Annotated in this window: 20 protein-coding genes; 8 read left to right on the forward strand and 12 right to left on the reverse strand. The window is 46.2% G+C overall.

Annotated features, from left to right (window positions below):
- Positions 1-174: 174 nt before the first annotated feature.
- Genes LN341_RS07150 through LN341_RS07160 form a run of 3 tightly spaced genes read right to left on the reverse strand, consistent with a single transcriptional unit; the run spans position 175 to position 2,904 of the window.
- On the reverse strand, positions 175-996 hold the full coding sequence (locus LN341_RS07150) for a heme ABC transporter ATP-binding protein (RefSeq protein WP_234204547.1): 822 nt from the start codon (positions 994-996) through the stop codon (positions 175-177).
- Complete coding sequence (locus LN341_RS07155) at positions 993-2,048, reverse strand: iron ABC transporter permease (RefSeq protein WP_234204953.1); 1,056 nt, start codon at positions 2,046-2,048, stop codon at positions 993-995. Before LN341_RS07155 ends, LN341_RS07150 begins: the two co-directional genes overlap by 4 nt.
- A gap of 19 nt (positions 2,049-2,067) precedes the next feature.
- Complete coding sequence (locus LN341_RS07160; protein ID WP_234204548.1) at positions 2,068-2,904, reverse strand: hemin ABC transporter substrate-binding protein; 837 nt, start codon at positions 2,902-2,904, stop codon at positions 2,068-2,070.
- A 341-nt stretch (positions 2,905-3,245) separates the two neighbouring features.
- On the opposite strand from LN341_RS07160, the gene hutX reads away from it, so the two are divergent.
- Positions 3,246-3,779, forward strand: a complete 534-nt coding sequence (gene hutX / locus LN341_RS07165; RefSeq protein ID WP_234204550.1) for a heme utilization cystosolic carrier protein HutX — start codon at positions 3,246-3,248, stop codon at positions 3,777-3,779.
- Positions 3,776-4,321: a heme utilization protein HutZ gene (hutZ, locus tag LN341_RS07170; RefSeq protein ID WP_046220704.1), complete on the forward strand. Its 546-nt coding sequence runs from the start codon at positions 3,776-3,778 to the stop codon at positions 4,319-4,321. The genes hutX and hutZ overlap by 4 nt, the downstream gene beginning before the upstream one ends.
- Positions 4,322-4,384: 63 nt before the next feature.
- Here hutZ and panP read toward each other — a convergent pair whose 3' ends face one another.
- The 5 genes from panP to LN341_RS07195 form a co-directional block, all read right to left on the reverse strand.
- Positions 4,385-6,046 (reverse strand): pyridoxal-dependent aspartate 1-decarboxylase PanP, encoded by a 1,662-nt coding sequence (panP, locus tag LN341_RS07175; RefSeq protein ID WP_234204552.1) that lies wholly within the window; start codon positions 6,044-6,046, stop codon positions 4,385-4,387.
- Positions 6,047-6,171: 125 nt separating this feature from the next.
- On the reverse strand, positions 6,172-6,684 hold the full coding sequence (locus LN341_RS07180; RefSeq protein WP_046220702.1) for a hypothetical protein: 513 nt from the start codon (positions 6,682-6,684) through the stop codon (positions 6,172-6,174).
- Between the two features lie 240 nt (positions 6,685-6,924).
- Complete coding sequence (locus LN341_RS07185; RefSeq protein WP_120510723.1) at positions 6,925-7,023, reverse strand: MetS family NSS transporter small subunit; 99 nt, start codon at positions 7,021-7,023, stop codon at positions 6,925-6,927.
- Positions 7,024-7,025: 2 nt separating this feature from the next.
- Complete coding sequence (locus tag LN341_RS07190; protein WP_046220701.1) at positions 7,026-8,507, reverse strand: sodium-dependent transporter; 1,482 nt, start codon at positions 8,505-8,507, stop codon at positions 7,026-7,028.
- A 386-nt stretch (positions 8,508-8,893) separates the two neighbouring features.
- The gene (locus LN341_RS07195; protein ID WP_046220700.1) at positions 8,894-9,520 is read right to left on the reverse strand and encodes a hypothetical protein; all 627 of its coding nucleotides are present in this window, start codon (positions 9,518-9,520) and stop codon (positions 8,894-8,896) included.
- 216 nt (positions 9,521-9,736) lie between these two features.
- Here LN341_RS07195 and LN341_RS21870 point away from each other — a divergent pair, with 216 nt between their 5' ends.
- The 4 genes from LN341_RS21870 (at position 9,737) to ribA (ending at position 13,380) form a co-directional block, all read left to right on the forward strand.
- A complete protein-coding gene (locus LN341_RS21870) occupies positions 9,737-9,781 on the forward strand; it encodes a hypothetical protein (RefSeq protein WP_370643736.1) in 45 nt (14 codons plus the stop codon).
- Positions 9,782-9,887: 106 nt separating this feature from the next.
- A complete protein-coding gene (locus LN341_RS07200; protein WP_046220699.1) occupies positions 9,888-11,093 on the forward strand; it encodes a patatin family protein in 1,206 nt (401 codons plus the stop codon).
- Positions 11,094-11,212: 119 nt separating this feature from the next.
- The gene (locus LN341_RS07205) at positions 11,213-12,508 is read left to right on the forward strand and encodes an alpha/beta fold hydrolase (RefSeq protein WP_234204554.1); all 1,296 of its coding nucleotides are present in this window, start codon (positions 11,213-11,215) and stop codon (positions 12,506-12,508) included.
- A gap of 272 nt (positions 12,509-12,780) precedes the next feature.
- Entirely contained in the window at positions 12,781-13,380 is a 600-nt protein-coding gene (gene ribA, locus LN341_RS07210; RefSeq protein WP_120510728.1) for a GTP cyclohydrolase II, read from the forward strand.
- Positions 13,381-13,559: 179 nt separating this feature from the next.
- On the opposite strand, the gene LN341_RS07215 is transcribed toward ribA, so the two are convergent.
- The 4 genes from LN341_RS07215 to LN341_RS07230 form a co-directional block, all read right to left on the reverse strand.
- Positions 13,560-14,102, reverse strand: a complete 543-nt coding sequence (locus LN341_RS07215) for a GNAT family N-acetyltransferase (protein ID WP_234204557.1) — start codon at positions 14,100-14,102, stop codon at positions 13,560-13,562.
- A 115-nt stretch (positions 14,103-14,217) separates the two neighbouring features.
- Positions 14,218-15,606, reverse strand: coding sequence for an efflux transporter outer membrane subunit (locus LN341_RS07220; RefSeq protein ID WP_234204559.1), 1,389 nt, complete (start codon positions 15,604-15,606; stop codon positions 14,218-14,220).
- A 4-nt stretch (positions 15,607-15,610) separates the two neighbouring features.
- Positions 15,611-18,745: an efflux RND transporter permease subunit gene (locus LN341_RS07225; RefSeq protein WP_234204562.1), complete on the reverse strand. Its 3,135-nt coding sequence runs from the start codon at positions 18,743-18,745 to the stop codon at positions 15,611-15,613.
- A gap of 22 nt (positions 18,746-18,767) precedes the next feature.
- Positions 18,768-19,946 carry an efflux RND transporter periplasmic adaptor subunit gene (locus LN341_RS07230; protein WP_234204564.1) on the reverse strand — a complete coding sequence of 393 codons (1,179 nt, stop codon included), beginning with the start codon at positions 19,944-19,946 and terminating at the stop codon, positions 18,768-18,770.
- A 102-nt stretch (positions 19,947-20,048) separates the two neighbouring features.
- Between LN341_RS07230 and LN341_RS07235 the strand changes: the two genes are divergently transcribed.
- Complete coding sequence (locus LN341_RS07235) at positions 20,049-20,825, forward strand: response regulator (RefSeq protein ID WP_052729968.1); 777 nt, start codon at positions 20,049-20,051, stop codon at positions 20,823-20,825.
- On the forward strand, positions 20,822-21,877 hold the full coding sequence (locus LN341_RS07240; protein ID WP_234204567.1) for an ATP-binding protein: 1,056 nt from the start codon (positions 20,822-20,824) through the stop codon (positions 21,875-21,877). The genes LN341_RS07235 and LN341_RS07240 overlap by 4 nt, the downstream gene beginning before the upstream one ends.
- The last annotated feature ends 69 nt before the right edge of the window (positions 21,878-21,946 follow it).

Consider the following 21,946-nt stretch of genomic DNA (forward strand, 5'->3'; position numbering starts at 1 on the left):
GTTTCATCGGTTAATCGCTTGCGATCACATTTTACTGAGACTCACGCGCAGTGCAACGTTTCTCTTGGTGTGTGGAATGATTCTTGATAGAGGTCAATAATAGGATGCAACAATTGTACGCAATCGGCGGGATGATACGCCGTAGAAGGCACAGCATCTGTGCCTTCATGTATCTTAAGCTGACAGCACGACTGGAAAATGGCCGCGTGGGTGAGATTCGATGATGACAGGCGCACCATAGACAGACTGAATATGCTCAGCCGTTAAAGTGTGCCAGGCATCGCCGTCTGCCTGTATTTTCCCGTGATTGAGTAATATCAGACGGTCGGCATACTCTGAAGCGAGATTCAGATCGTGAATCACAAGAATGACTGCCGCGCCCTTGTCTGCCATCTTCCTCGCCAGAGTTAAACAGGTTTGCTGATGAGCAAGATCTAAAGCAGAGGTGGGTTCATCCAGCATTAATATACATTGATCACCGGCAGCGCTGAGTTGTGCCAGGACTCTGGCAAAGTGGACGCGTTGTTTCTCCCCACCGGAAAGCGAAGGATAAAGCCGTTGACTGAGATGGCTGATACCCACGTTGGCCATTGTCTGACTTGTGATTCGTTGGCTGTCTTTTATGCTGAGCTTTAAGGGCATTGTGCCCAGTTCTGCAACTTCCTGAGCGGTAAAGCCAAAAGACAATGTAATGTGCTGGGGAAGGACGCCCATATGACGCGCCAGGCGACTGGCATGCCAGTTTTGACGATGTTCACCAAAGATGTAGATATTGCCTTTGGCATGTATTTCCCCCGATAACACTTTGAGCAAAGTACTCTTACCGGCGCCATTGGGTCCGAGCAAAGCGGTCAGCTCGCCGCTGCGAAAACTGATGCTCAGGTTATCGAGCAACACTTTACCGCCCAGCGTCAGCGACAGTTGTTCTGCTGATATTGCTACTGGCCGGTTTCTGCCAGCTTGTTTTTTGGGCTGACGCACGATGTGATGAATCATTGCAAACGACCTCGCTGTTTTGTTAGCAGGACGATAAAAAAGGGTGCGCCCAGAAGAGCTGTGATAATACCCACCGGCAGTTCGGCGGGCGCGGCGACAACACGGGCCAGCATGTCGGCAATCAACAGAATCAGCGCACCTAGCAGTGCGGAAAGGGGCAACAGTGTTTTATGGTTAGGTCCACTGAGCATACGGCCAAGGTGCGGTACGATCAGCCCAATAAATCCAATTACACCGGATAACGAGACGGCCACACCAACCCCGGCGGCACACAATAAAACCAGTAAACGCTTCAATGCCTGAACATTCACACCTAAATGCTGGGCTTCAGACTCACCCAGCAAAAGGGCATTTAACGCATTCGCCTGACGTGAGAACAGGCAAAACAGAAAAGCAAGGGTAACAAAAGCCAAGGCAATCCCCGGCCAGGTTGCACCCGCTAGAGAACCCATTGTCCATAGCGAGAGATCACGCAGTGCCTGATCATCGGCATAGAAATTTAGCAACCCGAGCGCAGCGCCGGATAAAGCACCAATCGCGACACCGGCAAGCAGCATGACAGTAACCGAGGTACCGGATTTATCTGTACCGAGAAAATACACAATCCAGGTGGTGATGGCGCCGCCCAAAAAAGCAAAAACCGGTACGGTTCCCAGTGTCAACAGCAGCGGGAATGACGCTGCCAGTGAGCCGAATAACACAATGGCGAATGCTGCGCCTAAACTTGCGCCGCCTGAGACGCCTATAATCCCCGGATCAGCTAATGGGTTTCGGAACAGACCCTGCATTACCGCGCCGCAGAGTGCCAACACCCCCCCAATGGCAATACACAGCAGCGTACGGGGTAAACGAACCTGTTGAATTATGAGCTCAATATGAGGAGCTACACTTTGCTGTCCCGGCAGAAAAACCTGCCAGATGTCAGCAACAGAAATCGCCATTGGCCCAACGATGATGGAAGCGGTTGCCGCAAAAAACAGCAACAGACCTGTCGCCGGGATGATGACTGATGAGGGAAAACGCAGTAAGGACGACAAGCGCCTGCGTTGCATTGTCGGGGCAGACAGGGTTTTACTGGTCATACAGAACCTTGTTCAATCGTTCGGCTTCTTCCAGACTTTTGAGATTCAACCCGCCAATCAGGGCTGTACCGTCAAGGGTATAGAGTGCTTTGTGCTGCCCGGCCGGGGTGGCTGCCAGCAAAGGTAATTTTTCCAGCAGGCCATCCAGCCCCCTAATCGATTCGCTGGTGTGTTGACTCAGCAGAATCACCTCAGGCTGCATCTCTACCATGGCTTCCATAGACAGTGGTTTGTAAGATTCAACCACTGCTGCGGCCGGGTTCTCACCGCCAGCCAGTTTGATCACGGTATCAGCAGCGGTCTGGCTTCCGCCGACCATGGGGGCTCGACCAGAGTGGATCACTAAAAACAGGATGCGCTTGCGAGCTTTTTGAGCGGCAAGTCGTGACTCTATATGCTTGACCTGTTTTTGAATTTTTCTGTTTAACTGGGCTGCTTCCTCCGATTTTCCTGTGAGCTGACCGACTTGTTCTACACGTTGAAGCAGGTCATCAATTTGTTCACCTGAATTGAGAATGTTGACCTCGATACCCGCCTGGCGGAGCAGCGAAAGGGTCGTTTCCGGCCCCATCTCTTTTGAACCAACGATCCGGTCTGGCGTTAATGCAATGATGTTTTCTGCAGAAAGCTGTCTGTGATAGCCCAGAGTAGGAATCTCATGACTGATGTAGGCTTTGCTGGTGATATCAACGCCGACAAGCTGGTTCTCTGCACCCAGTGCAAAGATGAGTTCGGTAATGCCGGAACCTGCACTGATGATTCGTTCGTGTGCCCAGGCAGATGTAGCTGCAAAAAAAAGCGCAACAGACAGTACGGCGCGTCTCATGAAAATCCCCTCAAATTGTAATGACAAACGACCTGAATCAACCAATAAATATCATGCTGTTATGTGCGTCTGGCAGAATAAGCACAGTGAAGTTCAGCACTGACGTTACATCGGTAGCAAATGATATCGTTATCACAAGTGATAATTATTATTAGTCGCATCATTATCCATGAATGATAAACAATATCAATTATCATTTGCAAAAGGTCATAGAGCACCTTATCATTTTCTCAAATACAATTAATTATCAATTAGGTTTTGTGTTGTGTGCTTCCGCATAGCGATGAGGCAGGCCTTGCGGACTGACTTCATGGCAAGCAGCATGGTGAAGGAGAGCGTGAGTGTTTGAAAAATTCAGTCTGGCAGCGCTGAAAGCAGAAGTCAGTACGATGCTGGAAGAGAACCCTAATTTGCATGCAGTGTTGATCGCTGAAAAGCTGGGTGTGAGTGAGGGTGAAATTATCCTGGCGCTGCCGGAAGAACTTGTGACCCATATTGCGGGGGAGCATGCGCAAGCGATTTTAGAGGCGTTGCCTGCGTGGGGAATGATGACAACCATTGTTCACTCAATGGGATCAATCTTTGAAGTCAAGGCGCCATTCCCGAAAGGCAAAGAAGCACGTGGCTACTACAATCTGATGGGGAAAGCGGGTGAAATGCATGGTCACCTGAAACTGGATCGCGTGTCGGATGTGGTGCTCGTCAGTAAACCTGTACAAGGAAACCCAAGTTATTTCATTGGCTTTCTGGCGGACAATGGTGAATGTATTTTCAAAATTTACCTTGGCAGGGATGAAAAGCGACAGCTGATCCCTGAACAAGTTGAAAAATTTAATGCGTTGAAACAGGCTTTTGTTGGAGAAAAAGTGTTATGAGCGAAGTGAAACAAGAACGTCTGCAAAATCGTCTGGAACCGCAAATTCAGGCGTTCAGAGATACCTGTCAGACGCTGCAACTGGCAACCGTAGACTCAGAAGGAAAGCCGAACGTGAGCTATGCGCCATTTGCTTTGCTGGATGACGGCTATTATGTGCTCATTTCAAAAATTGCCCGCCATGCCCGAAATCTGCTGGAAAACCCGCAGGTATCGCTGATGATGATTGAAGACGAAGCGACGTCTAAAACCATTTATGCGCGTACCCGTTTAACCTTTGAAGCCAATGTGGTCCTGGTTGAGCGTGACACCGAGCGCTGGCAGTTGGGTGTTGCAGCGTTGAAAGCGCGTTTTGGTGAGATTGTTGACGGGCTGAGTGGCCTGGAAGACTTTAAATTATTCCGCCTTGAACCGACGCATGGCCTGTTCGTGAAAGGCTTCGGCCAGGCATTTCAAGTGACCGGCGATGATTTGGTTGATTTTGTTCACCTGACAGAAGGGCATAAACGCATCGATAAGAGCAAAGATGTGAAGTCAGCCTGACACAATCCCCCCCCCCAAAAAAACGGACAGTTAATACACTGTCCGTTTTTTTATGATGGCCATTTAATGGCTGGGATTGGCCTGAGACAGAATACGCGCTGTGATCGCGTTGATCTTAGGTAAGCTTTGCTGGCTGGTTAATGCCAGTTCTTTCTGCTCTTTGAGCACGTCACTCAGAATCTCTGGTGTGGTCAGCGGATTGGCCAGTACCACACGAAAGACTGTAGTGATCCGGCGATCCCATTGCTCGGGCATCAAACGAGTCCGTGAGACAAAGGACTTCCCTGATTCACGCTGGCGCTTCTGAATGTACTGAGTCAAATCGTTCAGGGCTTCGTGAATCGCTTGCTTGTCTTCATCATTCGCAATAGCCAGCGCTTTCTGTGTCTTTTCAGGCACGTATCTGTAGGTTAGCAGACAAAGTTCTGGTGCTGAGATCAACTCAAACTCGGGGTCGGATTTGATCAGCTCGGCAAAGTATCTGGCTTTTTCGATGCTGTTGTTGATCAATAACTCATAGCCCTGACGGCTGATAATGTTCAGGCTGGCAAACACCAGCATGGCCATACCATTTCTGGACCCTTCAAGCGTGTGACTGCCTAGGTCTTTGGAGCCTTTACGGAGGATGTACTCAGCATGGTGCTCAATCGCTGCCATAGACGCGGGATTTTTAAAAATCACCATGCCAGCCCCCATCGGGATATAGAGCTGTTTATGGGCATCAATTGTGACTGAGTCTGCCCGTTCAATACCTTTCAGTAACGGACGATATTGGTTCGACATCAAGGTCGCGCCGCCCCAGGCCGCATCAACATGGAAATGGCAATTGTGTGCAAGTGCGATATCGGCTAATTCATCCAGCGGATCGATATTACCGGTTTCTGTTGTTCCTGCCACACCCACAATCGCGAAAGGCTTGATATTCCGGGCTTTGAGGTTTTCGATGGTGTTCTGCAGATCCTGGGTACAGATCTTATTGTTCGCATCGGTTTTGATGGCAATCAGGCTGTCTCTGCCAATACCGAGCACATCAGCGGCTTTTTTCAGAGAATAATGGCCGCGTTCAGACACCAGGATAGCCAGATCATCGTAGCCGTAATGTTTCATCGCCCGGAACAGCCCTTCTTGCGCTACCCCTTTAAAATCGCCGTCAGGTTTGAGCAGGTTGTTACGGGCAACCCAGAGCGCGGTAATGTTGGCGATTGTCCCGCCGGAACAAAATGCGCCTAAAGAATGTTCAGCACTGTGCATCCAGCGCTGATAAAACGCATCTCTTTCACCGTAGATCAGATTGTGAAGAATCCCCAGTACCTGTCTTTCCAGTGGCGTGAAGGCTTTTGAGGTTTCAATTTTCACCAGATTCTGGTTCAAACCAATCATGATCTTCGACAGCGGCATCAAAAAGTAGGGCAGCGCCGATGTCATATGACCAATAAATGTGGGTGCCGATGTGTGAACAGACTGAGCAACCAATTTTTCCAGCAGAAAGTGAGTATGTTCAGAGACAAAACTGGGCTGCTCAGGCACAGAAGCACAAGAGAAATCTTTTTCAATTTCAGTGAGCGGCTTTTCCTGAGCGGCAATGTGAGTCTGTAAAAAGGCGTTGAGGTTTTCGGAGATCTCTTTCTCGATCCGACCAAGCGTGGAGTCGGGCGCTTCCGGCACAGTAAAGATACGGTGCAGGGTATCAAGAGATGCTTCAGCTTGTCTGTTTTCCACTGCCATAATGAGTTGTTACTTTTAGTTAACGTCGGCAAATCCGGCTAATTTACTGGAAATGAGGATAATTGTCTTGAAATATTTATCATCTGGCACCGAACGGGCTTCGTCCGGTGCCAGATGGTTAGACATTATTCGCACTGAGTTGCAGCAATAGCGCTCATTTGTCGGTTGTATTCTTTGAGGGGCTGATCGATCTCATCCGGGTGTGTTAACAGGTCAGCAAAGGCGCTACGCAGCTCATAATTCTTGGGGTGCGGCGTGCTTTGACGATCTTCAAAGACTTTTTTGGCGTAATCGCCAAGATTACCTTGCTGGGCCGACAGGGCTTTAATGTCCTGCTGAGTGAGTTTAAGCCAGGATTCAACAGACTGTGACAGGTCTAAATGGCTTTTGTCGTTTGCCAAGTACCAGTCGACGGCTTCACGTTTCAATTCAAAATGATGGGTTCTTCCTTCCATGAACCAGTCGCCGACTTCCTGCAAATCGGGATCTTTTTGAATCGTCAACTGGACCAGGCTTTGGTACCACTCAAGCGAGGCATCAATGTACTGATGATATTTATTGCTTTCACAGGTTTGTTCGGAAGCGAAAGCAGCAGTGGGTAGTAGGGCGAACGAGAGAACAAGAGCTGGAAACTTCATGGTCTTTCCTTGAACGATTTGATAGAAGCAATTCACGCCATGTCATTATGATGTTTAAGCTTCTGGAGTATTTTTGCAAATTGTAGCGGTAGAAGCGCCTGAAAGGAAAGAGATCTTGGTATCATTCGCTCACATCGTGTGATGATTATGAATTAAGACGCATTTTTGGCGGTGGCTCGGTCCCTGCAGCAGGGAAAGATACAACAAGAGGCCCGAAGGCCTCTTGCTGAGAGAAAGGGGTTATCCCTTGTTTTTCATCGCTACAGAGATGCAGTACGCTGCGCCTCCCCAGGTAATTCCCAGGCCGAATAGCATCATGATGATCGCTCCAGCAGTCATACTTATCCCTCTTTCTTATCCAGTGGTTTAGATGCAACATTGATAATTACTGCAATTACAAACATCGCTGCAACCAGGCCCCAACCCAGCATCAACAAATCAGACATTGCGTAACCACCGTAACCGTTATTAAAGGTATTGGTCAGGTTGGTACCCAGGATGATTGCCAGCATGATTGGGCTGACAAAGCGGATACAAATCTCGAACCATTTCCCGATAGTGAACTCAGAAATGCTGTTCACATAGCTGCGGATGTCAGAGACTTTCAGCAACCAGCCAATAACCAGCAATTCAATCAGGCAGCTTGCAAGCAGGGCAACGTTGTTGATGAAGTAGTCAACCAGATCCAGCAGCAGCAGGCCGCCATTGGTTGCGAATGCCATTGAAACGACAAAACCAACACCGCAAACGACAGACGCTGCTTTTTTACGCGACCATTTCAGTTTATCGATGATCGCAGACGTCACGGCTTCAATAATAGAAATGTGTGAGCTCAAACCAGCAACGACCAGCGCCAGGAAGAACACCGGACCAAGAATATACGGCGCCGGCAGCAGGTTGATTGCCGCAGGAATAGTAACAAACGCCAGGCCCACACCGGCTGAAACGACTTCAGTAAGTGGTTTTGCCTGTTCCTGAGCCATATAGCCAAGCACAGAGAAAATCAGAATACCTGCAACCATAGAGAAGCCACAGTTAATCAACACCGTCATAAAGGCATTGTTATTAATATCCGACTTCTCAGGCAGGTAGCTTGAGTAGGCGATCATGATGGCGAAACCAACACTCAGGGTGAAGAAGATCTGACCATAGGCCGCAGACCATACTTTTGCGTCCAGAATTTTACTGAAATCAGGCTGGAACAGATAGTTCAGACCGTCCAGTGCACCATCCAGGAAAATAACACGGGCAATCAGTGCCAGTACCATCAGGAACAGCAAAGGCATCATGATTTTATTCGCACGCTCAATACCACCTTTTACGCCGGTAAAAATAGCTGCGAATGTGATACCCCAGGCAATGACCATAGGAATGGCGATGTGCAGTTGCAGCCCGCCCAGGTTACTAGGCGAGTTATCACCGAGTTTCAGGTATTCACTAAAGAAGAAAGCATTGGTATCACTTCCCCAGCTTTGTGTGAATGCAAAGCCCAGATAAGAGATGGCCCAACCAATCACGGCAACATAATAAACCGCGATGACAGACGCAATAAACACCTGGAACCAGCCCAGCCATTCTAGTCGTACACCCAGCTTGGAGAAGGCTCTTGGCGCCGCGCCCCGCAGTTTGTGTCCCAGGCTGAACTCCATAATCATAAATGGAATACCGGCCGTTAACATGGCGAAAAGGTATGGAATAAAAAATGCGCCGCCGCCGTTTTCGTAAGCCATATAGGGGAAACGCCAGATATTCCCTAAACCTATAGCAGAACCCACAGCAGCCAGGATAAATCCGGCACGGGTTCCCCATTGTTCGCGTTTCATAAGTATCTCCTTGTGTACTGTTTTTCTCTATGAAACAGTATCTATTAAGTTTTTTATTCTAAGTATTTACTTCCTGTATCGTGGAATTTGGTTTGAAACCCCACGCAGTTAAAACGAGATTAACCACTGATACTTACCAGCGCAATAGACAGTAACTTTTGGACTATTGGTTATATATAGGTATTACTATTGACTTATCCCTCCGTACTGTGAAAATAACAAGTTGTTAATGGAATGTTTAGATGATCACACCGTGATGCAGTGATTATTGAGTGAATTGTTTTATTTTAATTTTTTGGTACCGATGACTAATAAATAGTCAAAAATTAGACTTTTGCAACATGATGAAGACTAATTGTACTCATTAGGTAGTTTAGTATTTTCTTTCAGAACACAAAGCTGACACCCAGATTGGTCTGATAAACATTTAACCAGTCACTATCAATATTGATGTTACATGCTTGTGTACCGGTTGATGTCTGACAGTCAGCCGTCGTGCTGCCGTCGACACGGCTGGCTAACCATCTGGCTTCTAACCGAATTCTGGCATTGTTATTGATGAAGAAGTCAGAACCAAAAAATGCGCCGCCCGAAATCAGAACATCCTGTTTTGACCAACTGGCATCCATGAGTGTGCCACCCAGACTTAAGCCGATGAAACTGGTCAGCATCGGGGCGACGCGATAATGGCTGCTGCTTTGAAAATGAAAAAACGTTGCGCTGCCGTCGTCATCAAAGCCTTTGGTTTGCATTTTCATGTGCTGCGCCGTAAATCCAATCCGACCGTTGAATAACGATTGTTTTCCATAATTACCTTCGATGGTGACACCGAAAAGACCCGCATTATCCGGGGAGATTGTCATCCCTTCTTCAGAGTCGATACTGTCAGGAAAGGCGTAGCCCCAATACGGCGTCACATAGATTGGTTTTTGTGAGCTTGCTTGCGTTTCAGGTGTGATTGCCAGAGCTGAAGCAATGCATGCTATGAATAAACAATTGTTATTTAAAGCCATTTTTTCTTCCTTGCGCCAGTATTGAATAATTGTGATAGCCGCCCTAAAACCATGCTATCTATGTGGTCAAGATCAACGCTCAGCTTTACAATCTGCTAATGTTAATAGCAGTGAATGGTGCTGGTTGCTGGCATACACAGTGATAGTAAATATGGAGCGTATATGAATCATTTAACCCCTGAATTGAAAATGGCGTTAACCATTGCCTTTATCATTATGATAGTCCTTTTCGGATTTGGGTTGACGGCAATAACGCATTAATCGTTATATATCACCCTGTTAATATTTATCTCCTGTTGTTGAGCATTCGCTTTACAATGAAAAGTGGGGGAAGGTTTTTTGTTTTTTAACAGAGTGAGTTAGGTGTATGAATCACTTGCCTTTTAGTCTCGGGGATCTTGATGACAGCCTTGTCGACACATTTTCTGCGAAATTGTCGGAATCAAAAAAGCAAAAAATTGCACTGGTGGTCCAGGGGGGCGGGCAGCGTGGTATTTTCACAGCCGGTGTTTTTGATGCCTTTCTGGAAGCCGGGTTTGACCCGTTTGAACTCTACATCGGTACATCTGCCGGGGCGCTGAATCTTTCTTCTTTCATCAGCCGCCAACCCAAATTCGGCCATGACTTCATCGTCAACCTGACAACCCAGCAAGAGTTTTTTAACCTCTACCATTATCTGAGTCAGCAAAAGCCGATGAATCTGGACTGGGCGTTTGATCAGATCGGACTGGATGGCAAGACGCCCTTAGATGTTTCAACAGCCCGCCGCGTACTGACCTATCGCCAGGCATTTGCCTGTGCCACGCGCAAAGATACCTTGCAGGATATCTATCTGCCGATGTACGAAGAGAACTGGCGGGATGTCTTGCGCGCGTCCTGTGCGATTCCACTGCTCTATAACTTACCTGTCAGCCTGAATGAACTTGAGTGGGTTGATGGCGGCGTGAGTGCGGCTGTGCCTGTGAAAGAAGCCTGGAAACGAGGAGCTGAGCTGGTCATCGTGGTTCGTACTGAGCCTCTGCAGATGATGCAGCCAACCCCCGGTGTACTGGACGACTGGAGAGGGCGCATCGAAGTTGCTCTGCCGGAATATATTGAGCGATTCAGTCTGAACGAATCGATCGACAAAGTGAAAGCAGTGAGTCATGAATTAACCGATAGGTTCGAGAATTGGAAACGTTTGTGGCTGGATAAAGAAACACAGGGCATGATCGCAGCCGATGAAATGAATCAAGCTCTTGAAGAAGAGAAAAAAGCGGTGAATGGCTACCGGAAATGGCTCAGTGGCCTGAACGTTGAGCGTTTTCTGTCCTTAACCGGAAAACGCTCCGAAGTGTTTGATATGCTCAATCGTTATTATCAAACTTATAAGGATGTGAATGATTTTCTGATTCATCCTCCTGAAGCGTTAAAAGTGATTCAGATTGCACCACAAAAAGCCCTGCATAGTAAGGCGCTGCTAAGCAGCCAGCAGGATTTGAACCTCGATTATATGCAAGGCAAAGAAATCGGCCGTGAATTTCTGGCATACTTTGCCGATATGCTCAACACCAAAACGACGGTCAGGCAATAACCTGATCTTTCGTATCGCAACAGTGAAGGCTGCATCATGGCCGCCGGCGATGACAGTGGCCATTGTGATGAGAGATCAGGTAAAGACGGAGAAAGCGCCGCTGACCCATGGAGAAAATAATGCAATCTGGTTTTTATATTGGGGACATGTTTTGTCAGCCACACTTTTTTCAACTGCCTTTGGATTATCAGAATCCTGAAGGGAAAAGGATTCAAATTTTTGCCCGTGAAGTGGTGGCAAGAGGCCAGGAAAACAGTGAATTACCCTGGCTCGTGTACTTGCAGGGCGGGCCGGGATTCCCGTCACCAAGGCCGGAGGCCGAAAGCGGCTGGTTGAAGCGAGCGCTGAAAGATTACCGAGTTCTGCTGCTTGATCAGCGGGGCACAGGGCAGAGTACACCGGTTCATGCGCAGACTCTGGCTGGCTTAACGGCGCAGCAACAAGCCGATTACCTGTGCCATTTCCGGGCAGATAATATTGTGCGTGATGCGGAAGCGATTCGGGATGCGTTAGGTCTCAGACAGTGGTCACTCCTGGGGCAAAGCTTTGGTGGATTTTGCGCGCTGCATTATCTTTCTTTTTACCCGGACAGTCTGACCAGCGCGTTCGTGACAGGTGGTATTCCGCCCATCGCAGGCCATGCTGATGAGGTGTATCGGGCAACTTATCGCCGGGTGCTGGATAAGAATGCCGCATTCTTCAAACGTTTTCCTGCCGCTCAGGCACTGTGTAATCGCATTGCGGATCATTTATTGACCCATGATGTTTTTCTGCCGAACGGGCAGCGGTTTACCGTTGAGCAGTTTCAGTTAATTGGGATCAATCTTGGCAGAAGTGGCGGGGATCTGGCGCTCTATTATCAGCTGGAGAGTGCATTTGTCGAGGTGAACGGACAACCGGAACTCAGCTATAGTTTCCTGAACGCCATGCTGGCGGAACAGTCTTACCAGACCAATCCGATTTATGCGATTTTACATGAATCGATATACTGTCAGCAGCAGGCGTCTGGCTGGTCTGCACATCGGGTGCGTGATGAATATCCTCAATGCCATTATCAGCCTGGACAAGATTTTTGTTTTACCGGCGAGATGGTTTACCCGTGGATGTTTGAACAACTGGACACGCTGAAACCATTGCGTGAAGCAGCCGCTATTCTGGCCGAGAAAGCGGACTGGCCGATGTTATATGATGCCAGCCAGCTGGCCGTGAACAAGGTTCCGCTGGCGGCTGCGGTTTATGTTGAAGATATGTACGTAGAATTCGATTACAGCCGTGACACTCTGGCCGGTATCCCGAACAGTAAAGCCTGGATGACAAATGAATTCGAACATAACGGGCTGCGTGCAGATGGCGAGCGTATTCTCGATACACTCATACGTTTTAGTCTGGACATTCAGGATCAGTTCCAGGGTTAACGCGCAGGGCTCTGTGGCATACAGAGCCCTGTATCTAAAGCGGCTATCATCATTGCTTAGGCCTTGATTGTTATGTTATAACAATTTGTGGGTGTCATGTTGGCACAGAAGACAATGGTGATGACTGTTTTCGTGTCATAATTTTAGATATCATCAGCGCCACATGCATACCAACAGCGCATTGAAGTCAGCGGTCTCATGAACTGTGCCGGTAGATAACATAGCAATCAATGGTCGTCAGACTGTGGTTGTATGAGAGGTAATAAAACAAGATGGTAAATGTAAGGGCCAGAGTCCCCTTTAAAGTCGGTACGAAAAGCCATATCCCTGCCGATATTCTCTCTTTTGATGGCCTAGCTTCAGGAAAAGAGCATGTTGCGCTTATTTTCCGTGATGCCGATAAACAACAGATCCCCCCTTTGGTCAGAATGCATTCTGAATGCCTTACCGGGGATGTGTTCCATTCGTCACGTTGTGACTGTGGTGAGCAGTTAGATGAAACCATAGAACGCATGGCCGAAGACGGTGGCATTATCTTGTATCTGCGCCAGGAAGGCCGTGGGATTGGTTTGTATAACAAAATCGATGCCTACCTGCTGCAGAGCCAGGGTATGAATACTTATGAGGCAAATAACCATTTGGGATTTGGTGATGATCTTCGGGATTTTTCCGAAGCGGCACAAATGCTCAAAGCACTAGGTGTTGAAAGCATCAGATTGATCACCAATAATCCGAAAAAAATTCAGGACCTGGAAGCTTTAGGCATTTCAATCGAAGAAGTTGTGGGAACAAAAGCACACTTGAAAGAGGGTAATGAAAATTACCTTCGTGCCAAAGCCAGCCGTGGTAAACACCGTTTTCATTTTGACTGAAACCGGTATATACCAATGGAAAAGTGAGCTGAAACGCTTAATGCCGTTCGGATAAGCATTAAAAGTTATATCTAAACGGGTATTTGGCAGGAACGAAGAGGACTGAACGTGGAGACGTTCGGTCCTCTCGAGCTTGAGCTTGTAAATATCAAAAACTTTAATTTTGACAAGTAAATATTCTATAACTTCATTATCTTCTGAAATTTGAAAAAATCAGCTTCACTTAGTCCTGCGTCATCGATATCGACATTACCAGTCTGAGCATCATTTTCTTGATGGTATTTGTTAAAGAATTCAACAATAAAAAAACCACACTTATTTACATAGAAATTAATATTTCTCTTTTCAAAATAAGGCGTGACTGTTGTCCAGACCTTAGTTTTCGGGTACGCAGCTTCAATGGCTTTCCATGCTGCCAGTCCTAGACCATTGTTATGACTTCCGGGGTAAATAAAAAACAGATCGAGACTGTTGTATTGGGTTTCTGTATTAATATTCAGCACAACACCACCCACTTTCTCCTCTCCGAAGAATATATGATTTATTACAGCACCCTTGGCATTAAAAGACTCTGATATATCTTCATCGGATGGTATCGGCTCACTGTGCGATGGGCCAAATTGCTCGACCAATGCATCGGTAAAAGTCTGCTGCAACTTAGTTTTAAAAGCCGATAGTTCTTCTAATCCTACTGGTACTAAACGTACACATTTCTCATTCATAACCTAAATTAACCTTTTGAAAATAGCTTTGTTATTTTCTTTTTTAAATTCTTTTTATTTCGAACAAATCCACGAAAACTGACTGTCACATGAAAGCATCGAATCAGTGACAATGTTATATCAGCCCACCACCTAACGCTTTATATAGAAATACCGCGTTATTTAGTTCTTGTTGTTTGAGTTCCAGTAACGTTTGTTTAGCTAGATAAAGTTGTCGCTGCGAATCCAACAGTTCTAAACGTCGCTCCATACCCGCCTTGTAACGAAGATCAGATAACTTAGTTCTTCGCTCGGCTGCAGATACGACTCTTTCTTGCGCTGTAGTTTGTAACTTATACGTTTCACTGCCGACCAATCCGTCTGCGACTTCTTTAAACGCAATTTGAATTGCTTTTTCATATTTTGCAATTGAAGTCGATTTACGAACTTTAGCCAGTTCTAACTCTGCATCGAGTCTCCCGCCTTGAAATATAGGCAATGTAACTTGCGGTGCGATTGACCAAGTCTCATACCCAGAGCCTACTAAATTCCTGACATCTTGGCTTACATAACCGATCGAGGTTGTCAGTGATATGCGAGGAAAATACGCAGCTCGAGCCGCACCAATATCCTCGTTAGCGGCAATCAAATTCTGCTCCGCTTGCAGGATATCAGGTCGATGCAGCAACAAGTCTGACGGTAATCCTGCCGGTAAAGACGTTTTCACCGATTGATCAGAGAGTAAATTTGGCTCTGGAAGATCAGTCGGTATGTCTGAGCCCACTAATTGACGCAGTGAGTGCCTTGCCTGCTCTAAAGCTCGCTTATTCGCAATCTGAATCGCTTCTGCACTTGCAACTTGCCCCTCAGCTTGGGCGACATCAAGCGCACTGTTTTGACTCGCCATTCGTAGTTGAATTGTTAACTCTAGCGATTTTTTCCAATCCGCCAACGTATCTTCCGCCAATTTAAGTTGCTCATACGCGAGTTGTTCAGAAAAATAGGCTTCACAAATTGAACTAATCAAAGAAATTTGTGCCGCTTGACGCCCGTAATCACTCGCTAGATAACGGGCAAAGGCAGCATCTGACATTGAACGTGCACGACCAAACAAATCAATTTCGAATGCACTAATTCCAACAGTTAAATTACTCTGCTTTTCTATTTGAGATATCTTGGGATCGCCACCGGTAACTGAGCGTTGTCTCGTGGTATCAAGAGAAGCGCCCACACTCGGCAATCTTGCAGCGCGTTCTATTCCATATTGAGCTTTCACCGATTCAACATTCAGTGTCGCGATACGCAGATCCCTGTTGTTGGCCAACGCTAGCTCAATCAGCGCCTGTAAGCGCTTATCGATGAACATTTCACGCCAAGCCATTTCCGCGGTTGGCTTTGATGATGGAGGTACAGCTTTTCCATCTATAGTAAATACTTCCGGAACTGGCGCGGCTGGCTTTGTCATTTCAGGAGTCAGTGAACAAGCTGAAAGAAATAAAACCATAACAAAAACAATATAATGCATAGTATTAACCTTCAAGCTGCATAGGTGACTTCTTATTTGTCTGTTGCCAAGACTTTAAACGCTCTTGAATACTCATCACGAACACGAAGAAAGCAGGTACAAAGTAAATGGCAAGTAATGTAGCGCTGACCATTCCACCGAACACACCTGTTCCTATTGCACGTTGAGTTTCTGCACTAGCGCCTTCTGCTAGCATCAGTGGCATAACACCAAGACCAAATGCCAGAGAGGTCATCAAGATAGGTCTTAGTCGCAACTTCGCAGCTTGAACGGCTGACTGAACCAATCCGTTGCCTTGCTCTCTCAACTGTTTGGCAAACTCAACAATCAGAATCGCGTTTTTCGCCGAAAGACCAATAACGGTGATCATCCCGACTTTGAAGAAAACGTCGTTTGGCATGTCACGTACTACAATAGCGAGTACCGCACCTAACAATCCCAAGGGCACAACTAACATGACCGATAAGGGAATAGCCCAACTCTCATAGAGTGCGGCCAACACTAAGAAGACAACAAACATCGATAGCGCCATTAGCATAGGTGCTTGTTTCGCTGAGTGAAGCTCTTGCAATGCCTGTCCTGTCCATGCAATGGTAAAGCCTGACGGAAGTTGCTTAGCCATTTTCTCTATTTCAGCCATCGCCTCGCCGCTAGAAACTCCAGAAGCTGCGCTACCAGAAATTCGAACCGCTGGATAACCCTGGAAGCGAATAAATTGCGGTGCCGACTCAGACCAAATAGGTGTCACGATTTCTGATAACGGAACCATTCCACCATTAATGTTTCTCACATAAAGCTTAAGTACGTCCTCAATCTGCATCCTTGATGAAGCATCTGCTTGCATGATGACTTGCTGCATTCTGCCTTCATTCGGAAAGTCGTTGATGTATAACGATCCAATCGCAGTTGATAGCGTCTCACTAATACTCGTGAATGAAACACCTAACGCCTCAGCTTTCTGGCGATCAATATCTAAATGAATACTTGTACCCGCAGGAAGCCCATCAGAATAGGCATCGCTAAGTGATTTACTATTTTTCGCCAACTCTAACATCTTGGCCTCAGCGGCTTTTAATGCCTCGTATCCCTGATTTCCACGATCTTGCAAGAAAAACGTAATATCAGAACTCGTTCCTAACTCATCGATTGAAGGAGGCAGCATGTGCATAACGGTTCCCTCTGTCACGTCTGCCATTGCCTCTTCAGCAAGTTTTAACTCATCCAGTGTTGAGGTATCGTTGCGTGTTTCCCAATCTTTCAACGTGGTAAAACTCTGCGCGGTGTTAGTACCTGAACCGGAAAATCCAAAGCCAATAACCGTCATTGTTGACTCAATTGCTGGACGGCTTAACGCATGCTGTTCAAATTTTTTCACAACATCCAACGTACGTACTGTAGTTGCGTCTGCCGGAAGCTGAATATTGGTAATAAAATAGCCTTGGTCTTCTTCTGGTAAAAACGATGACGGCAACTGTCTATACACAAGAACCAAAATCGCGCACAGAAACACAAAGACAAGCATCATTCGTCCTTTGCGATTCACTAACACGTTGACCTGAGATTCATACCGATTGTTCATTCGGTTAAAGCCACGACTAAACCATTTAGCGAATCTTGTTTGCTCGTGGTGATTAGCATTAACCGGTTTTAGCAACGTGGCACAAAGCGCCGGCGTTAGGGTTAGCGCCAAAAATGCTGAGAACAGAATTGATACCGCCATCGATAATGTAAACTGCTTATAAATGGCGCCGACCGAATCACTGGCAAATGCCATCGGGATGAAAACCGCCGTTAGCACAAGTGTGATACCTATAATGGCGCCAGTAATCTCTTTCATCGCCTTTGATGTCGCTTCTTTCGGAGATAAGCCTTTTTCCGACATCAAGCGTTCCACGTTTTCGACAACGACAATCGCATCATCGACGATAATACCTATCGCCAGAACCATACCGAACATCGTTAACACGTTGATCGAAAAACCGGTTAACAGCATGACGGTGAACGTCCCCAATAAGGCTATCGGTGCAACAATGGCTGGGATCAGGGTGTAACGAATATTCTGTAAAAACAGAAACATAACAAAAAATACCAGCACCATAGCTTCAACTAAGGTATGGACAACCTTATTGATTGAAACTTTAACGAAAGGTGCTGTATTAAATGGAATTGAATAGGTCATCCCAGCAGGTAGACTCTGACTCAACTCCGCCAAACGCTTTTGTACCGCATCCGCAGTTTTAACCGCATTCGCTCCCGGTGTGAGCTGAATAGCCGCAGCCGTCGCTGTTTTACCATTTTCACGATTCAAATAACCATAGGATTGAGATCCGATTTCTACACGTGCAACGTCGCTTAGGACGACTTTCGAACCGTTGTTGTTTGCGCGAAGAATAATATTTGAAAATTCTTCAACACTGGTTAACTGGCCTTGCACGGTTAATGGAACGGTTACTCGTTGTCCTAATACCGTCGGCGCAGCACCGATACTTCCTGGTGCGATTTGTGTATTTTGCTGAGTGATAACCTGACTAACATCATTCATTGTTAAACCTAATGAATTGAGCTTACTCGGGTCAACCCAGATCCTCATTGCCTTCTCAGCACCAAATGACTGTACACGCCCAACACCTTCAATACGGCGCAGTTCATCTACGATGTTGCGAGCCAAATAGTCGTTCAGTGCTATTTCATCAAAGCGGTTATCATCAGATTTCAACCCGACAATCATCAGAAAGTTTGATGTAGCAGATTCTACTGACAAGCCGCTTTGGCGAACCACCTGCGGTAAACGTGACTCGACTGCTTTTAGTTGGTTTTGTACATCAACTTGTGCCAGATCTGAATCTGTTCCGGGTTTAAATGTTGCCGTAATCGATGCAGAACCGGAGTTGTCAGCAGACGACTCGAAATACATCAAGTTCTTAACGTTCGACAGTTCTCCCTCGATAAGACTAAGAACACCGTCGTTCATTTCCTTCGGGCTGGCTCCCGGATACGTCGCCATAATACTGACCGTCGGAGGCGCAACAGAGGGATAACGGGAAATAGGCAACTTCGGAATCGAAATGCATCCAAACAAAATAATGAAAAGAGCAATAACCCAAGCAAATACGGGGCGATGAATAAAAAACTGAGACATAAAAAAGACACTCTAACCTTAATCAGTTTGTCGCGGATGTTAAAAGAATCTCAGATTCTTCCCATTTGCGTTGGTCTACGAGAATACCGTCCTCAAGTCTTTCTTTACCCTCTACTACGATATTTTCACCTTTTTTAACACCCGCTTTAATGTGGTACTGACCATCGATCAATTCTCCGAGCTTTACAGGTTTTAAATGTGCATGCCCATCCTGATCAATACTCCAAAGATGAGGAGCGCCAGCAAGATGCATAACCGCCTGTTGCGGAACAATTAACGCGTTGTTGTAACTCGAATGAAGTACCCTTGCTTTTACGAACATACCCGGTAATAACAAGCGTTGAGAGTTATCCACGAGTACACGTAGCAATACATCGCCTGTGCCTACATCAATATTGATTCCAGAAAACAGGATTTCACCTTTGACAGAATAAGGAAGTCCGTTGCTGCGTAAAATTTCAATTTTTGTTCCAGCAATACTGGGTTCGCCATCAGAATTCGCTGCTAAAGCCTCACGAATAGCTTCTAATGAAGACGCAGGTCGACGAATATCAACAAAAACTTGATCGATCTGTTGGATACGCGTCATCGGTGTTGCGTCTGTACTACTGACTAACGCGCCCTCAGTAACTAAGGTTTGCTCAATCAGTCCAGATATCGGCGCTTTTACATTGGCGAATTTCAAATCAAGCAGACGTCGAGTCAACGTAGCTTTAGCCACAGCTACTTCTGCAGCAGCTTGATCACGCTGTAAGACAACATCGTCATACTCTTGACGACTAATAGCATCGGCTTCCACCAAAGGTTTTAAGCGTAGTTCTTTGTCCAGAGAACGTTTATAAGTCACCTGCGCTCTCAGTAAGTTAGCTTTGGCAGTGTCAACTTCCGCTTCAAATGGCGCTGGATCAATCTGGAATAGCGACTGACCTGCTTTCACTTCGGCACCTTGTTTGAACAAGCGATGTTGTACGATTCCAACCACTTGTGGACGAATCTCCGCAACGCGCACAGCCATCACTCTTCCGGGTAATTCTTCATAAACATCTAAATGTTGTGGCTGCGTCGTTATCGTTGAAACTAAAGGTAAATACTCTTGTTGTCCGGCTTCAGTTTCGTCTTTATTGGATTGATTACAGCCAACTAAAAGGAAAAGCACCAATATATGTAAGCTGCTAGATACACATATATTTCTCTTTTTCACTGAGGTATCCTCTGAACTCATTCAAGCGGGCTATCCGCTGTAGATAAATGCTGAGTCTAATACCTGAGTGTTGAGGTCCTGCTGAGTGAATGTGGAGATTCGATGGAGATGAACAATTTGTACATTGAAGGGCAGAAATTTGCTGCGGATTCCGATCAAGATACAGAGGCTGGGTCTTACCATCAGGCTGTGATTCTGATCGTTGAGGATGAATTTGAAATTGTCGATATACTATCCGCGTACCTAACTCGCAGTAATATGCGTACGATTCACGCTTCAGATGGACGAAAGGCACTTGAACTTCATTCATCCATGAAGCCTGACCTTATTCTGCTTGATATCCAAATGCCAAAAATGGATGGATGGAAAGTGTTGTCGGAACTTCGTCAGAAAAGCAACACGCCTGTCATCATGCTTACAGCGATGGACCAAGATTTAGATAAACTGATGGCGCTTAGAATCGGGGCTGATGATTATGTTGTTAAGCCATTTAACCCGGCAGAAGTTGTAGCGCGAGTTCAGGCCGTTCTTAGGCGTACTTTAGGAATTAATCAAACTGACAGAAAAAATATGCTGCGGACAGAGCCGTTTGAAGTTGATTTAGAAAGTCACGAAATTGTTGTCAATGTGGAGGGAGAACGTCATGCCCTAGTGCTAACTTTAACTGAATTTAAGCTGTTGACGCATTTCATTCGTTCACCTAAGCGAGTGTTTAGCAGAGTAGAGCTATTAAACTCCTGTTTACCAGAAGGGGACACGCTGGAACGAACGATTGACAGCCACATAAGCAAAATCCGCAAAAAACTTGAAGTCTTTGGTATTCATGGTATTCCTGCTGGTGTGCGTGGCGTTGGTTATCGTTTCAGGGGAGACCAATGAAATTAAGTGGTTTGAGCCGTCAGATTACATTATCCATGATGAAGATAGGCATAGGCTCTGCATTAATTACAACTTTTGGCTCGTTCTTTTTTTATTATCTTTGGGATAAATACTGGCCCAATTATATACCAAGTGATAACTATATTACTCCCTCCTGGCCAGAATGGATTTGGATTGCTTTGACATGCATTATTGTCATTCTGCTCGCTGTCAGTCTCGCTATTAAGTTATCCCAACGTATCTTGGAACCTCTCAGTGCAGTTGCTGAAGGGATGCGAAAAATCGCTGAAGGCGACCTACATTTTCGCGCTAACGTTGGTGACCGGTCATTAGGAGAAGCCGCTTTATTAGTGGATGATTTCAATCTGTTAGCTGAGAAACTTCAACGAATGACTGAAGATCACGCCTTTTGGAATGCCGCTATCGCTCATGAACTCAGAACCCCAGTGACAATTTTGCGGGGCCGATTACAGGGGTTAGCAGAAGGTGTATTTACGCCAGATAAAACCCAGTTCACTAAACTATTAGTACAAATTGAAGGGTTATCTCGTTTAATTGAAGATCTCCGTGTTATTAGTTTAATGAATAGTGATGAGTTACGAATAAATATAAAAGAAACTAACTTAGCTAAAGAAATAAAATTACTCACTGATTTATCGGTCAATATGCTTCATGAAGCAAACCAATATGTAGAACTGAATTTAACAACACAACCCGTCTTTTGCGACCCCACCCGAATAAGGCAAGCCTTGTTAGCTATACTGGAGAATGCGAGTAAATATGCTCTTCCAGGAGCAATAAGAATCACCACTCAACTGAAAGATGGTTTTTGCTATTTGAGTGTGGAAGATTCCGGCCCGGGGATTTCACTGGAGTTAATTCCGCATATTTTCACAGCATTTCGCAGTGCTAAGGATAATCCCCAAAGCGGCAGTGGATTAGGCTTGGCTGTCGTTGCTGCTATTGCAACCGCGCATAAAGGAACTGTTAGCTGCCGCATAAGCAAAAAAGGCGGGACTATCATTGAACTTGGTTGGCCAACTAACTCTTGAGCCAACATAGAAAAATCCCTACTCACAGTGAGTGGGTCCATCGTACGATTCAGGGATCGTTCAAGTCTT

Origin of the sequence: Photobacterium sp. TLY01, assembly GCF_021432065.1 — a bacterium.
GTDB lineage: Bacteria > Pseudomonadota > Gammaproteobacteria > Enterobacterales > Vibrionaceae > Photobacterium > Photobacterium halotolerans_A.